The following is a 16,046-nucleotide window of genomic DNA, read 5'->3' as shown; positions in this document are numbered from 1 at the left end:
TTTTTAGACAAGCAAGAGGAGGAATTATAATGCGAAAGAATGTGTTAATAATTGGTGCTGGTGGGGTGGCACACGTAGTTGCCCATAAGTGCGCGATGCATAATGATGTTCTTGGTGACATCTGCATTGCCTCTCGTACGCAGAAAAAATGTGACGATATTATTGAAAGCGTACTTCGAAAAAATAATATGAAGGACACTTCGAAGAAAATATATTCCCGTCAGATTGATGCTCTGGATATTCCTGCTATGGTTGAATTAATCAAAGATACTAAGTCTGAGATCGTTATAAACGTGGGACAGTCCTATGTAAACATGTCAGTTTTAGAGGCTTGTATCGAAGCCGGTGTTGTATATATGGATACAGCTATTCATGAGGAACCGGATAAAGTTTGTGAAAATCCTCCATGGTATGCCAATTATGAGTGGAAACGTAAAGACCGCTGCGAAGAAAAAGGTATTACAGCAATTTTAGGGATTGGCTTTGATCCCGGCGTTGTAAATGCCTGGTGCGCTTTGGCTCAAAAAGAGTATTTCGATAAAATTGATACTATTGACATTCTTGATGTTAATGCAGGAAGTCATGGCAAGTATTTTGCGACAAATTTTGATCCAGAGATCAATTTCCGTGAATTCAAAAAGGTTTGGACATGGATAGATCGCAAATGGGTATTACAAAAGGTTCATTCTATCAGAATGGATTATGATTTCCCTGTGGTAGGAACCTGCCCGGTTTATCTTACTGGGCATGATGAACTTCACTCTCTATCAAAAAATATTGATGCTAACTCTATTCGTTTCTGGATGGGCTTTGGCGATCACTATTTGAATGTATTTTCTGTCCTGAAAAACATTGGTATGCTTTCGGAGAAACCGGTTAAGGTTGCCGAAGGTATAGAAATAGCTCCGATTAAAATGCTGAAAGCAGTTTTACCAGATCCATCATCTTTGGCTCCTGGCTATACCGGCAAAACATGCATTGGCAATTATATTCGCGGCACTAAAGACGGAAAAGACAGAGCTATCTTTATTTATAACAACTGTGATCATGCAGAGTGTTATAAAGAAGTTGAAGCTCAAGCTATCAGTTACACAGCGGGAGTACCAGCAGTAGCGGCTGCAATTTTAGTTGCACGCGGTGACTGGGATGTTAAACATATGGTAAATGTCGAAGAACTAGATCCTAAGCCGTTTATCGATCTATTGGATAAAATTGGCTTACCGACAGAAGTAGCGGAGCATCCAATACCTTTTAATCCTCCGCACATCGAATCCTTAGAATCGATCGATTAATGTCAAACAACCTTTGTGGATAATATCATATCCACAGAGGTTGTTTATTTTTGTACGAAAACGAAATACAGACTTTCATACTTGCATAAGGGGTGAGTACCGATCTCTAACTTTGCACAGATCGGCACAAGCCGTGTTTTATTTATTTCATTGCAATGCAGGGTAGAATTTTAAACATCATACAGCATATAATAGAAGCATTGTAATTACTCAATTATCTTTCTGAGTACATGCTTGGTAACCGTCTAAATTTGCAAAGGAGATAATAATGTTACAAGAGCATCCTGACTATACGGCAGAAAAGTCACACTTAGACGATACAATTAAAGAAATGAAGCAGATTTTGCAAGAGTTTGAAGGAGATAGTGCTGACCGTACTAGACGTATGCAGTCCGCCCAGCTGCTTAAAGATGAAGTAAGTTCATATGTTCATACTATGATGAAAAATTATAACGAATTTAAGATGTGTGATATAAAAGCTGTTATGGACAGCCCGTATTTCGGCCGAGTTGATTTTCGCGAAGACGGCGAAACTGAGTTTGAGAGCTTTTATATTGGCAGAACTAAAATTGCCCATCCTCAAATTGAGAAATCGCGGGATATATTAGTGTTTGATTGGCGTGACCCTGTAGCAACTGTGTTTTATGAATGTCATGGTGGGCGTGCTAATTATGAAGTATTAGGACGTTATCACTATAGTGGTGATGTGCGGTTAAAACGGCGTTATAAAATTGAAGACGGTGTGCTGCAAATGCTTTTTGACGACTATATTGAGGGAAAAGGTTCAGCAGTACAGCAGGCTATGTTGGCAGATCCTATTTTGCAAGATCGGCTGCTTAAAGGTGCTGGTGAAAAGCTTAAAGATATAATAACTTCTATTCAAGATGAGCAAAATCAAATTATTCGCGAATCCCCTAATCAAATTGTTATTATTCAGGGAGTAGCGGGCTCTGGCAAGAGTACGGTCGGGCTTCATAGATTGTCATACTTGCTCTACAATGAAAAGATGGACCCCAGCAAGATGATAATAATTGCTCCTAATCGAATATTCTTAGATTATATAAGTGAATTACTGCCGCAAATAGATGCCGCTGATGTACGGCAAATGGTCTGGTCTGATTTAGCATTTTTAATAATTGGTCAGACTTATACAATAATACCTGATGAACGGCTGCAGCTGTTTTTAAGCAATGACCGCCGGCTTATGACTGAGAAAGCAATCGTATCAAGTACAGCCAGAATAAAGGGTTCGTCAGATTTTCAGACAGTATTGGAAGGCTATATAACAAAGAAAATAAAGAAGTTCTGCTTGAAACTAGAAGATATTAAACTGTTTGATGATAAACTTATAATTGGTACGCGGCAGCAGATTGATATGTTTTTGAATGATGCTAAGCTGCCGTACAATGAAAGAGTCCGGGTATTGCTTCAATACATCAGGTTCCAGATTAGAAACTATATAGAAGTTATGCAATCAAAACAAAGGACTGTAAAAACTGATCCGGTTGTTGAAAAATATCGCGCTGAAGGTGATGTTTTTTTAGAAAGGCTAATAAAAAAGTGGAAAACGGTTGACTTAATTGACGATTACATAGGAGTTTTTAAAGATAAAACTCTCTTCAAACCCTTTAAAAATAGGAATTATGATTTACAAGCAGCTATAGATCGCACTCTAAATATTTTAAGAGATGGCAAAATTGAGCGGGATGATTTAGCACCGCTTTGCTCACTGAAATATCTTTTAGATGGTTGGCGGCATCTTCAAAAGTTTAGTCATATCGTTGTCGATGAGGCTCAAGATATGAACAATCTCGAATTTGCTGTATTAAAAATGCTTTCAGCGAATGGGTCATTCACAATTATGGGCGATATGTCACAGGGTATACATTCTTACCGTAGTATTGAAAGTTGGAAAGCACTACAAAAAGATGTATTTGGCGATGATAGAACAGTATATCGGGAAATCCGTCATAGCTATCGGTCAGCCAGAGAAATCATAGAATTATTTAACAGTGTAATGCCGGCTGGATATTCACCTGCCATTCCGGTTTATGCTATCGGACAAAATCCAATGATTGATAAGGCGCAATCTTTGCAGGAGGGTATTTCTAAAGTAATTAATGCTGTCAAAGTATTTCAAAGCCGCGGCAGCAAAAGTATCGGTATTCTTACTAAACGAGAAGATACAAGCGTGTCGGTGTATAATGAAATTCAGCTCGAGGCGGCAAAGTCCCAAGTAGGTGACATTCACTTGGTAACTGGTGAGGATGCCAGCTATAGTGGCGGAATCTCAGTGCTTCCTATAGCGTTATCGAAAGGCTTAGAATTTGATGCTGTTATCTTGTGGAATGCATCATCCGTAGAATTCCGCAATAACGAATTTGATGCTAAACTCTTGTATGTTGCATTGTCCCGTGCTATGCATGGTTTGTATATAACGTATATAGATAAGCTTACAGAACTGATTAAGGAAACTTAGGCAAAATAATATTTGAGGTTGTATATGAATAGCAAAAAAATTGATATTAGCACACTTAGCGAAGAATTACAAAAGGCTCTGGATGCCTTAGGTTACGCGGAATTTACTGATGTTCAAAAAGCGGTTATGCCCTTGGCTTTCGCTGATAAAGATGTAATAGTAAGAGCGCATACAGGTAGTGGCAAGACTGCTGCTTTTGCAATTCCTATCTGCGAGAAGGTGGACTTGGAGGAACGGTATCCTCAGGCGCTAGTACTTACGCCAACAAGAGAGTTGGCGGTGCAGGTACGACAAGACATATTCAATATAGGCAGATTCAAAAAAATAAGGTGCGCTGCCATTTATGGCGGTCAGCCTATGGCGATGCAAAAAAGAGAATTAAGGCAGCGAGTGCATGTTATAGTTGGGACTCCTGGCAGGACCTTAGATCACATTGAAAGAGAAAACATCAGTTTGGCCGAGATTAAGTTTTTAATTCTTGATGAAGCTGATAAAATGTTGGATATGGGCTTTATTGATGAGGTTGAATCGATAATTAAAAAACTGCCAGGTGATAGAGTGACGATGGTGCTTTCTGCGACTATGCCTGAGAGAGTTCATGAGATATGCTTGCAATATATGAAGCAGCCGATAATGATAGAGGTTGAGTCTGAGAAGCCCGCCGCGACAGTAATTCATCAGCAGTATTATGTCGTCGAGGAAGCTGATAAATTCAATCTAGTAAAGAAGATTATCTATACTAGAAGGCCCGAAAGCTGTATTATTTTTTGCAGCACAAGAGAAAGAGTAGATACCTTGCTTGAAAAAATGAAAAGCAAGGGGTATTTGTGCGGCGGTTTGCATGGTGGAATGGAACAAAAGCAACGCCTCGAAATAATCAAAAAATTTAAGTATGGAGATTTTCAATTTTTAATTGCTACTGATGTAGCTGCTAGAGGTATTCATGTAGATAATGTGTCACTTGTTATAAATTATGATATACCTCAGGATAATGAGAGTTATATTCATCGCATCGGCAGAACAGGGCGGGCCGGAAATGAAGGGGATGCAATTACTTTCTTAACTAAAGAAGAGCTTGGATTTTTAACCGAAATAGAGGCGTATATTGGTTATAAAATCGCTAAAGAGGAAGCTCCCGCAGACGAAGACGTTGAAAAAGGCAAGCAACTCTTTAAGGTCTTTAAAAGAGGCAATATAAAGAATGTCACAAATGATAAATTAAATAGTGAAATTACTAGGATACGTATAAATGCAGGAAAAAAATCAAAGATGAGACCTGGTGATATACTCGGAGCTTTAACCAGTATACCAGGGATTGCAAAAGAGCAAATTGGTATTATTGATGTGCAGGATACTTGTTCATATGTTGAAATTCTAGCCGGTAAGGGTGAAATGGTGATCGAGGAACTCAGCAATACCAAAATAAAAGGCAAGAAACATACTGTTAAAAAGGTTGCCGTTATTAGTCAGTAAAAGTTTGGCGATTTGATTACCTTGGGCAACAAAAAAACCTCCTGAGGCCTGTTACAGGCACCGCAGGAGGTTTTTTTATTTTGCATTTAGTACATCGTCTACTAAGTCGGCGGCTTGTTCGAGAGCCATATCCTTAACCAGTACTACTTCACTTATGAGAATTTGGCGAGCGTTATCCAACATGTTCTTTTCGTTTGTTCCAAGTTTTTTTCGGTTACTGATACGAACTAAGTCGCGGATAACTTCAGCCGCTTCGTAAATATCACCGGTTTTTAGTTTGCTTACATCTCGTCTATATCGTTGGTTATCTTTACAAGATGTATCAGTTTCACCATTGTGTAAAGTAGCAAGTACATTATCTAATTGTTCTTGACTTACAACACGACGAACGCCAAGTCTCTCGATTTTGTCAGTGGGGATCGACACGTGCATGTTTCTGTGAAGAATGTTCACAGTATAATATAGTCTTGTTTCCCCAAGAACTTCTTTTTCCTCAATACCATCAATCACACACCCGCCTTGCATCGGGTAGAAAATCTTATCGCCTATCTGAAACATGAGGTCACCCCCCTTTTCTTCTTATTATAATTATACACTATTTGAGAGGGAAAATCAATAAACAGATATTTTAACATGGTGTATGGGTAGTGTCAATAAGACGTAGAGAGAAGTTTTGGAAAAATAAAATCTTTATAATGTAACACTAAACATATAGAGTAAATATAATATATTGAAACTAAGAATCTTTTAATTGTTGATTGGAGGAAGGGTTGTGGGTAAGAGCTCAACAGGTATGGAAGAGAATGTAGCCGGTTTTTTATGTTACTTGGGCGGTATAATAACAGGCATTATCTTCTATTTGATGGAGAAGGAAAGTACGTTTGTTAAGTTTCATGCATTACAGTCAATCATTACCTTTTCTATAATATTTGTTATTAATATAATTTTATCAATAATTCCTATCCTCGGCTGGGCAATTTCATTTATTTTTAGCCTTGCTGCAATTATTGTTTGGATTGTTTGCATGATAAAGGCTTATCAGGGCAATAGTTTTAAGCTGCCAGTTATTGGTGAGCTTGTCGAAAAACAGGTTTTAAATAAATAAGTTTATTGCAAAAAGTTAGGCATAGAATCTTAATCGCTAAGATTTTATGCCTAACTTTTATTTAATCGACGAGAGACTTATTAACTATATTACTTTACGCTTGGATTCATAAAAGATGTCCATGTTTCAATAGGAATAAATTGTAAAACAAGGGTGAACAATAAAGATTGCCAGGAAACTTTTGGATTATTAAGGAGAGCTATGGCAATGAATTTTGGTCTCAAAGGATTTTTGCTATGTATGCTAGGTTCTCTGCTTATATTTGCTGGGCTCGTTTACCATTCAATATCTTTTGTAACAGATTCGAAACCCAGCTCACAGGCCGCGGAAGGTAAAAAGATATTTCAGCGGAAGGCTTGCATTGAATGTCATACGATATTTGGTAATGGGGGATACAATGGTGGAGATATTACGCATATTTATGAAAAATATGGAACTGAAGCATTGAATAGCTTTTTTACAAACCCTCCATTACTGGGGGGAGCAAAATATGCAAGACATATGCAGTTAACTCGTCAAGAATCTGAATATATGTCAGCATACTTAAAGTTTTTACACTCTATTAATACATTGGACTGGCCGCCCGAGCCTGCTTACAACAATGCTATACGATAAATGACCTTTGTAAAGGGGAGCTGTTAGTTGATTCGGTCTCAGCACTTAAGCTGTAAATATGCTTTGGCAGCTTTTCTATTATTCGGCTTACAGGGAATAGTTGCGAACGGTGGAGCAATCGAACTTGTATTAAGTGATCTACGTCTGCCTATCGACTTTACAGCAGGTAGGTCCTTTCATCTAAATATCAGCATATATTGGACGCTTATTGGAATGATGGGTGCAATATATTTTTTCTTTAGTCAAGAAACAAAACAGGAGATATATATAGTCAAACATATCAATTTCAATTTTTGGCTGATAATAGCTACTATTGGGATGAGTCTAGGATCGTTACTGCTTGGTTTTAATGATGGCAGAGAATATCTAGAAGCTGTTTGGCCATTAAAGATACTATTAGCTGGTTCTACTCTGATATTTGGGTATATGCTGTTTCGTACCTATTTAAACTCAATCGTGCCTAAAAGCCGTGCTACGCTTATTAGTATGCTGGCAGGAAGCTTGACGCTAGCAATATTTTATCTGCCCAACATTGTATCATATGATCATCCTAGTATTGATGAAATGATGAAGTATTTGGTTGTGCACTTATGGGAAGAGATGACTTTAGAGTTAATGGGAACAGGGGTGCTTGCGGCACTTCTAATAAATATGACTAAAGCAGACCGAAGAGTAGCAGAGGCTGCTATATATCTCGATATTTCTTTTATGGCACTAGGAGGAATATTAGCTACTGGTCACCATTACTATTGGATTGGCGTACCAGAATTATGGATATGGATTGGCGGATTTTTCAGTGCCATACAAATAATCCCGACAATTGTATTACTTTACGCCGTTTTCCAAACAACAAAATTTGAAAGCTTTAGTAAGTTCAACTATCATGAGAAAATTACGTTGATGCTAATTGGTTCAAGCATGTTTTATCATATATTTGGAGCCGGTTTCACGGGTCTATTCATGGCGTATCCGCCCATAAATCGTTATATTCACGGTACATATATAGTATCGGCCCACTCACATCTCGCTTTATTTGGAGTTTTTGGCTTTTTGGTATTAGCGGTTTCTTTCTATATTCTTTTTACTAAAGTTACGCTAAGTAAGACTTTATATCAGTGGTGTGTCGTAGCAATATTTTCGCTAAATCTAGGTTTACTAACAATGTCAGCAGGTTTAACGATTGCTGGAGGTTTGCAAGCATATTGTTGGTACGTTTTTGGACTGAGTACGGCGGATACCAACACGCTTATTAAACCGTATCTTGCTATACGAATATTAGGTGGTTTAATGTACTCGGCAGGCAGTACTATTTTAACTTATGCTGTTTTAAAGAGCATCTGGCCACAACTCAAGAGTATTTTTACCGACAATTGTTATGCAAGTGATAATAGATACTATAAAGAACGTCTTGTTTTAACCCTTTTTAAAAGTTTAATTAAGAAACAAAGAGAAGCTGCCGCTTTGCTCCAAAAAATAAAAGAAATAGTAAACAGATCAGTCCGTTGAAAAATCTATTACCCAGGCAAGCCTGAAAATCCACCTCAGAATAACTTAGCGGTTATTCTGAGGTGGATCAAGTACAAATCTAACCCCGGTAATATCGGCAGTTTTTGAATCAAGTGCAACCAAGTCGCTTGGATCAAGTTCAGCTAGAGATGACTTCCCCAATGCCCTCATTGCCTCTTCCATTTCTAAAGCCATTGATTTTAGCGAATTGGATACACTCTTTGCAGCCAAGTCAATATTAAGCTGTGTTTTTGTCGGTGAATTATAGTATACGAGAGTTGTAGGTGGTTCCCATGGAATCGCCTTTTCTATTTGTCGATGCACGAGTGCCAATAAAGGCACTGTTCCAAGGTAGATTGCATCAGCTCCTAAGCACAATGCTTTAAGACACTGTCCTGGTGTGAAAAAACCACCTGAGATGATAATACTGATGTTACTGTTTTTCAAATAGTTTTTTGCCCTAATCAAAGCAGGTAAACTAGGTATACCAAAATCATCTTGCTTAATTGGCGCTGTTCCATGCGAGCCGCCTTCAGCCCCGTCAATTACGACAGCATCAAAACCAAGACTAACTGCAACGGCTAATTCTTCCTCAATGCGATTTGTTGCCATAATTTTTAGAGCTATTGGTATACCCTTGGATCTTGTGCGTAGATTTTTCATGAAGATTGGCCAATCATCAGGTCTCTCGACACCTGGCGGAGCTGGAAGGGAAATAGCAGCTGATCCAGGTTCTAAGCCAGCAAGTATGCGAGCTTTCCCTTCAAAATCTTTTGCTTCAATGCGGGCAGTACCAAGGTCAGCACCTTGGCCCATCTGAACTTCGAGCATATCGGCGGCAGCTATTTCTTGATCAGTTCTAGCGCCCCAAGACCATCGGGAAATCTGTAATACAAACTTTCCAGCTGCTTTGGCTTCTTCAGCTAGGAAAGGACCTTCACCTGAGCATGTTGCTGTTTGAAGTGTTCTTGATGAACGAGCTAGGGCTAGTTTAGCCTCCTCACTAAGACCCAAGCCGTAGGACATGGCGCCAATCATCAGTGGAATTTTGATACTAAGTGGCTGCTTAGAATTTGGGCCAATAACTGCACTCATATCTATTTTGGTGTTATTAGGCAAAGTTAGTTTGCTCATTTGGCGTGGTGAGAACAGCAGGTTATCGAAGTTAAGAAAATGCTTAGGAGAACCAAGCGGTCGTGTTATAATCTTTCCTTTTTCTGCTCGTAAGCTCATTTCTATCAAATTCAAGGTTGAAAGTCGTGTTAAGGAAGGCAGTAATTCGGCAAGGTTTTGATCATAATCCTCAGTTAATAGCTTTGAAATCGAATCATCTGAGATTCGATTTATGATATAACGTAAAATAGGTTTAGCCAAAAACCATGATGCTGTTAACATAATAGTTAGTATAATCAAAAACCAAATCAAATGATATTCAGTTATTATAATGTGCATAAAGTTATCCCCAATATCTATTTGTAGATATTCATCTTATGGGCTATTTAGTTGGGTTTCTTTATCATGCTTTCCATTATTTTCGTTAGCTCACGTGCGGTTTCGATAGATATTTCTAATTCTTTAAGATTTTTTTTACATAACTGTTTTTCGCATTCACTTAGTTTTGAATAAACTTGCTTTTTTGGTTGTTTAGGCGTCTGACGATCAATTATTGGTTTTACCCCTGTAATCCTCGCAGTCTCAGCATCAAGTGCAGCCAGATCGTCAGGACAAAGTTCACTTAAGGAGGATTTACCTAAAGCTCTCATGGCCTCTTCCATTTCAAGAACCATTGATTTTATGGTGTTGGCGGCACTAGTGGCAGCTTGATTGATGTTAAGCTCGGTTTTAGTTGGCGAGTTATAATATACAAGAGTTGTAGGTGGTTCCCAGGGCGTGACTTTGGTTGTTTGATTATGAGCGAGAGCCAATAATGGAATTGTTCCTAGATATATAGCATCAGCTCCTAAGGCTAGTGCCTTTAGACATTGTCCTGGGGTAAAATAACCTCCGCAAATTATAATGCTAATCGGAGCTTCTTTAAGATATTTTTTAGCTCTAACTAAAGCGTACAAGCTTGGTATCCCGAAGTCATCCTGCTTAATTGGAGCAGTTGCGTGTGACCCACCGCCGGCACCGTCAATAACAACAGCATCAAAGCCCAGGTCAACGGCAACAGCCAATTCTTCTTCAAGCCGGTCTGTTGCCATAATTTTAAGCGCTATTGGAATACCATTAGCGCGCTTTCTCAATCCCTTTATAAAGTCAGGCCAATCCTTAGGGGAAAGAACTCCTGGTGGTGCGGGAAGGGCTACGGCAGGTTCTCCAGGTTCTAAGCCGCCAAGTATTTGAGCTCTGCCCTCTAAATCTGCAGCCTCAATGCGTGCCGTACCAAGGTCTGCTCCTTGCCCCATTTGAACTTCTAACATATCAGCGGAAGCAATTTGCGTATCGGTTCGTGCTCCCCAAGACCAACGGCAAATTTGCAGAATAAACCTACCTGATTCTGGAGGTTCTTCAGGTAAAAAAGGACCTTCGCCTGAACAAGTAGCTGTCTGAAGGATTTTAGAAGCCCTAGCCAAAGCTATCTTAGCTTCTTCGCTAAGAGCCAAGCCATAGGCCATCGCGCCAATCATAAGCGGAATGCTAATTGTCATAGGCTGGGCAGCATTTGGACCGAGTGTCACACTCATATCTATTGGGGTATTTTCGGGTAAAGATAGTCTAGTCATTTGCCGAGGAGAGAACATCAGATTATCATAACCTAGGTAGTGTTTTGGGGAACCGAGCGGCCTGGTTAATGCTTTACCACTTTCTGCCCGCAAACTAAGCTCAATTAAATTCAGCACAGAGAAACGTTTTAGTGAAGGGAGCAGTTCGGATAGGTTTTGATCATACTCTTCGGATAATAGCTTTGACATTGCGGAATTAGTGATGCGGCCGACTATATAGCGTAAAACTGGTTTAGCTAAAAATATTACTGATGATATCATCATAATAGCTATTAAACCAATAATTATCAGTAGCTGAGAATTAGTTATAATGATTTGCATTACTTGATATCCTCAATTATTTTTTGTTATTTATTATGCCTCATTATGGAACTTTAAATCTTAAAGATACCTGCCTAGCCTAAGCCATTTCGGCTCATAGCTCAAAATTCATTGTAAACAGTTCTATCAAGATAGAGGTAAAATAATATAAAAGGCGAATGATAATGGAAAAAAATAGGTGAGATATAAAAAGAGGGTGAGTGGCTTTGTATATAAAAAAACAGGCGAGGATTGTACACTCAAATGGTGTTCATGCTCGTGTGGCGGCCATGATCGTGCAAAAGGCTTTTGATATAGAAAAAAAGTGGCAAATTAGGCTTTTCCTTCGTAAAAGCGGAGGTATTGAACAGGCAGTCAATCTAATGCCACTAGTTGCTCTTAAAATAAAACAAGGCGACATAATATGGGTAGAAGCATCAGGTCCAGGAGCTGATGCTGGAACTGCTGAAATGGTTGCATTTCTAGAAAGTGATTTTATCATGACAGATGCCAAAACAATTAACCAAGTCGATATTTTGCTGCAAGATAATGCTGTTACTTCTGGACAGATATTCGCAAGTATGGCAAATGGTCTAATTGTCACTGACGCTAATGATACAATTACTGTCTTTAATCCGGCTGCGGCGCGAATTCTAGGCCTAGATGCTAGTTCGATAGTTGGACGAAGGGCACAAGATGTAATTCCAGGCTCGCGACTTCATATTGTTGCACAAACTCGCCAAGCTGAATTAGGATGCCGTCAGATTACTGGGAGCTCGAGCATTATAACTAATCGTACGCCGCTTATAGCTGATGAAATAGTGTATGGGGCTATGGCTGTTTTTGAAGATATATCGGCTATAGAAGCAATTGTTGACGAATTAAAGGCAGTAAAAGAACTGAAGGAACGTCTTCAACTTGTTCTAGAATCGGTTCAAGATGGAATTTGTGTAGTTGATAAAAATGGCTGTATTACCTATGTTAATCAAGCTTATCTTGATCTTGTTGGCCAGCCATACGAGGAGATTATCGGCCAGGATGTACGGTATTTATCACCTACTGGAACTCGAACCATGGTGCTAACTACCGGTAAGCCTGTAGTTGGCGCCATAGTGAACAAGCCTGTCGGCTTGACTGTCATTGCTAACGTAAGCCCAATTGTTGTGGATGGCGAAGTCACAGGTGTAGTTTCAGTAATAAAAAATGTCACAGAAGTTCACAAGCTTATGGATAAATTGAGCAAGGTGTCGGCTAAAGCTGAATATTTAGAACAAGAGCTGCGGCGGGCGAAAAAACCAGCACCCTTTTGTAATTTTATTGGCAATAGCGGCAAAGTACGTGAAATCCTAGCCATCGCCGCTAAAGCGGCAGATAGTGCCGCAACAGTCCTTATTCGAGGTGAGAGCGGTACAGGCAAAGAATTAATTGCTGAAGGTATTCATAAGGCGAGCAGCCGTGCTGCGGCACCCTTTATCAGAGTTAATTGTGCTGCCATTCCCGAAAATTTATTGGAAAGTGAATTGTTTGGTCACGAAAAAGGTGCGTTTACTGGGGCGATCAGACAAAAACCAGGAAAGTTCAGTTTAGCCGATAAAGGTACTATCTTTCTTGACGAAATTGGTGATCTGAGTAAAGCTATGCAAGCAAAACTTCTTAGAGTTTTGCAGCAAAAAGAGTTTTCACGGGTTGGTGGTGAAACAGTAATAAAAGTTGATGCCAGAATCATAGCTGCTACTAGTCGTAATCTGGAAAAGATGATAAATGATGATATGTTTCGCGAAGACCTCTATTACCGGTTAAATGTAATCCCTATTGTACTCCCGCCATTAAGAGATAGAATTGCTGATATTCCGCTTTTAGTAGACCATTTTTTAGATAAGGTCAGCACTCAAGAAAGAAAGCCTGGCAGAGTTATTACTGGTAATACGCTATATGAAATGATGGCATATCATTGGCCTGGGAATGTGCGTGAACTAGAAAATGTAATTGAGCAAATGGTTATTCTCTCGGAAGGAATTTATCTAACAGCAGAAGATTTACCATCATATTTAAGAGATAAAACTGATTGTGAAAATAGTTTTGTAAAGGATAATTGCGGAGTAAATCAATCAACAGTGCCTAATCCGATTTTGCGCTGGGATGAGTACGAAAAACAAATTATTTCAGCAGCACTGCAGGAGTATTCTAGTTATAATGCTGCTGCAAAAGCCCTCGGTTTGACCCATAAAACGGTAGCTGCTAAAGCTCGACGCTATGGTATTACTAAGGATGTGTCATTGGGAAAAAGTATCAACTTGGTAAAAACTATCAACGAAAAACAGATAACTTGAGATGTTTTACTATATTCGCAAGGCACTAAAATGCTTGGCCTTTTGTTTTGTACTTGGCATGCTTTTTGCAATATAAATTAGCAGCCGTTTAGGGTAGAAAAGTTAAATGGGAGGCTATTATTGTGAAGAAGATAATTAATAATGCAGAGCAAGTAGTCGAAGAAATGCTGCAAGGTGCTGTATTGGCTCATCCTCAGTATGTAAAACGGGTCGAGGGTTTTAATGTACTTGTTAGGACAAATTCGCCAATAGTCGGTAAAGTTGGACTTGTATCGGGTGGCGGCAGTGGTCATGAACCATCTCATGCAGGCTATGTTGGCAAAGGCATGTTAGATGGTGCTGTGGCAGGTGCAGTATTTACATCGCCAACACCGGATCAAGTTTATGAGGCGATAAAAGCGGTGGATGGTGGTAAAGGCGTACTTCTAATCATTAAAAACTATACTGGTGATGTTATGAATTTTGAGATGGCAGCCGAAATGGCGGATGCTGAAGGAATTAAGGTTGCCAAAGTGGTTGTTAATGATGATGTAGCGGTTGAAAATAGCACATGGACTACAGGACGTCGGGGAATCGCTGGCACTGTATTTGTACACAAAATTGCTGGAGCAAAGGCCGAAACTGGGGCCGAACTTGAAGCGGTACAGCAAGTAGCCGAAAAAGTAATTGCTAATGTTCGTTCAATGGGAATGGCAATCTCTCCATGCACTGTTCCAGCTGCAGGTAAACCAAGTTTTACTTTAGCCGAAAATGAAGTGGAAATTGGTATGGGAATACATGGAGAACCGGGAACACACCGTGAAGTAATTCGCTCAGCAGACGATACAACTGAGCATCTAGTCAATAAAATCTCTAATGATATGCCCCTTACAGATGGCGATGAAGTTGCGGTTATGGTTAATGGTCTTGGCGGAACACCTCCAATGGAGTTATATATAATAAATCGAAAAGTTGCCGCTATGCTAAGTGAAAAACGAGTAACTATCGCTAAAACTTATGTTGGCAACTACATGACTTCTTTAGAAATGGCTGGTTTTTCGGTAACAATTCTAAAGTTGGATGCTGAGCTAAAAGAACTGTTATTAGCACCAGCCGATACTCCAGCATTGGTTCAATTCTAGCGCGAAAGGACGATACCATGAGAAGTCTTAATATGGCAATTGAAGCTCTGGCTAATATAATTATTGCTAATAAAGAAAAACTAACAGAAATTGATGCTGCAATCGGGGATGCCGACCACGGCATAAATATGGCAAGAGGCTTCGAAGCTGTACGAGCTAAAGTTGCCGCTAATACTAACGATGATATTGGTGCTGTGCTGAAAATGGTAGGCGTGACTTTAATTTCAACAGTTGGCGGCGCTTCTGGACCTCTTTACGGCACAGCTTTTATGAGGGCGGCTTTAGCAGCTCAAGGGAAAAAAACAGTTGATGGTGAACTGGCTGAAAAAATGTTTGCGGCAGCAATTGCTGGCATTAAGGAACGGGGAAAAGCTGTACGTGGGGAGAAGACCATGCTCGATGCGCTTGAGCCTGCTTATGACGCACTTACACAAGGGTTAGCTTCTAGGAAAAGTCTTGCGGAGTGCTTAGAGATGGCATCATCAGCTGCACTGGCAGGAGTTGAGTACACAAAAACAATTATCGCAACTAAAGGACGTGCTAGTTATTTGGGAGAGCGCAGTCTGGGGCATCAGGATGCTGGGGCAACCTCCTCATACTTAATGTTAACTGTACTAGCTGAAATAGCACAAAACCTAGGGCGGGAGGAATAACTATGGTTGGCATTGTTATTGTCTCGCATAGTTCAAAGGTCGCCGAAGGCATTAAAGATTTAGCACTGCAAATGGCAGCACCTGGTCAATGCATAATTGCTGCTGGTGGTATGGCAGATGGAGGGATTGGGACGGATGCATTTAAGATAAAAGATGCCATTATCGCTGCCGAATCCGGTGATGGTGTGGCTGTTATTGTTGATCTTGGAAGCGCAGTATTAAGTGCTGAATTAGCAATAGAAATGTTAGCGACCGACCAGGTCAATGCAAAAATTGCAGATGCTCCTATATTAGAAGGTGCAATAGCTGCTGCTGTTGATGCATCAATTGCTAAACCACTTGAAAATGTTATTATTGCTGCTGAAAGTGCTCGCGATCTCCGTAAACTATAGGATAATGAAAGCTGCCGCAATTTAGCAAATAAATCGACTAATTGGAGGATGTCT

Annotated in this window: 13 protein-coding genes; 10 read left to right on the top strand and 3 right to left on the bottom strand. The window is 39.7% G+C overall.

Annotated features, from left to right (window positions below; genetic code table 11):
* The first annotated feature begins 29 nt into the window (after nucleotides 1-29).
* From V6C17_RS15180 to V6C17_RS15170, 3 genes are all read left to right on the top strand, one after another.
* Entirely contained in the window at nucleotides 30-1,292 is a 1,263-nt protein-coding gene (locus V6C17_RS15180) for a saccharopine dehydrogenase family protein (protein WP_333523431.1), read from the top strand.
* Between the two features lie 268 nt (nucleotides 1,293-1,560).
* Nucleotides 1,561-3,771 (top strand): HelD family protein, encoded by a 2,211-nt coding sequence (locus V6C17_RS15175; RefSeq protein WP_333523430.1) that lies wholly within the window; start codon nucleotides 1,561-1,563, stop codon nucleotides 3,769-3,771.
* A 24-nt stretch (nucleotides 3,772-3,795) separates the two neighbouring features.
* Entirely contained in the window at nucleotides 3,796-5,244 is a 1,449-nt protein-coding gene (locus V6C17_RS15170) for a DEAD/DEAH box helicase (RefSeq protein ID WP_333523429.1), read from the top strand.
* A gap of 75 nt (nucleotides 5,245-5,319) precedes the next feature.
* On the opposite strand, the gene V6C17_RS15165 is transcribed toward V6C17_RS15170, so the two are convergent.
* The gene (locus V6C17_RS15165; RefSeq protein WP_333523428.1) at nucleotides 5,320-5,802 is read right to left on the bottom strand and encodes a CarD family transcriptional regulator; all 483 of its coding nucleotides are present in this window, start codon (nucleotides 5,800-5,802) and stop codon (nucleotides 5,320-5,322) included.
* A gap of 214 nt (nucleotides 5,803-6,016) precedes the next feature.
* On the opposite strand from V6C17_RS15165, the gene V6C17_RS15160 reads away from it, so the two are divergent.
* The 3 genes from V6C17_RS15160 (at nucleotide 6,017) to V6C17_RS15150 (ending at nucleotide 8,470) form a co-directional block, all read left to right on the top strand.
* Nucleotides 6,017-6,349: a DUF4870 domain-containing protein gene (locus V6C17_RS15160; protein WP_333523427.1), complete on the top strand. Its 333-nt coding sequence runs from the start codon at nucleotides 6,017-6,019 to the stop codon at nucleotides 6,347-6,349.
* Nucleotides 6,350-6,556: 207 nt separating this feature from the next.
* Nucleotides 6,557-6,964, top strand: a complete 408-nt coding sequence (locus V6C17_RS15155) for a c-type cytochrome (protein WP_333523426.1) — start codon at nucleotides 6,557-6,559, stop codon at nucleotides 6,962-6,964.
* 27 nt (nucleotides 6,965-6,991) lie between these two features.
* Nucleotides 6,992-8,470 (top strand): cbb3-type cytochrome c oxidase subunit I, encoded by a 1,479-nt coding sequence (locus V6C17_RS15150; RefSeq protein WP_333523425.1) that lies wholly within the window; start codon nucleotides 6,992-6,994, stop codon nucleotides 8,468-8,470.
* Nucleotides 8,471-8,515: 45 nt separating this feature from the next.
* Here V6C17_RS15150 and V6C17_RS15145 read toward each other — a convergent pair whose 3' ends face one another.
* Entirely contained in the window at nucleotides 8,516-9,922 is a 1,407-nt protein-coding gene (locus tag V6C17_RS15145) for an FMN-binding glutamate synthase family protein (protein ID WP_333523424.1), read from the bottom strand.
* A 47-nt stretch (nucleotides 9,923-9,969) separates the two neighbouring features.
* Nucleotides 9,970-11,517, bottom strand: a complete 1,548-nt coding sequence (locus V6C17_RS15140) for an FMN-binding glutamate synthase family protein (RefSeq protein ID WP_333523423.1) — start codon at nucleotides 11,515-11,517, stop codon at nucleotides 9,970-9,972.
* Nucleotides 11,518-11,723: 206 nt separating this feature from the next.
* On the opposite strand from V6C17_RS15140, the gene V6C17_RS15135 reads away from it, so the two are divergent.
* From V6C17_RS15135 to dhaM, 4 genes are all read left to right on the top strand, one after another.
* Entirely contained in the window at nucleotides 11,724-13,826 is a 2,103-nt protein-coding gene (locus V6C17_RS15135) for a sigma 54-interacting transcriptional regulator (RefSeq protein WP_333523422.1), read from the top strand.
* A 122-nt stretch (nucleotides 13,827-13,948) separates the two neighbouring features.
* Nucleotides 13,949-14,947 (top strand): dihydroxyacetone kinase subunit DhaK, encoded by a 999-nt coding sequence (dhaK, locus tag V6C17_RS15130; protein WP_333523421.1) that lies wholly within the window; start codon nucleotides 13,949-13,951, stop codon nucleotides 14,945-14,947.
* Between the two features lie 17 nt (nucleotides 14,948-14,964).
* Nucleotides 14,965-15,600: a dihydroxyacetone kinase subunit DhaL gene (dhaL, locus tag V6C17_RS15125; RefSeq protein WP_333523420.1), complete on the top strand. Its 636-nt coding sequence runs from the start codon at nucleotides 14,965-14,967 to the stop codon at nucleotides 15,598-15,600.
* Between the two features lie 2 nt (nucleotides 15,601-15,602).
* Nucleotides 15,603-15,992 carry a dihydroxyacetone kinase phosphoryl donor subunit DhaM gene (dhaM, locus tag V6C17_RS15120; RefSeq protein WP_333523419.1) on the top strand — a complete coding sequence of 130 codons (390 nt, stop codon included), beginning with the start codon at nucleotides 15,603-15,605 and terminating at the stop codon, nucleotides 15,990-15,992.
* The last annotated feature ends 54 nt before the right edge of the window (nucleotides 15,993-16,046 follow it).

It is taken from the genome of Dendrosporobacter sp. 1207_IL3150 (assembly GCF_036763085.1).
In the GTDB taxonomy this organism is placed as follows: Bacteria; Bacillota; Negativicutes; order DSM-1736; family Dendrosporobacteraceae; genus JBAIYU01.
The sequence above is the reverse complement of the archived record's forward strand: the minus strand, read 5'-3'. Positions and strand labels throughout refer to the sequence as shown.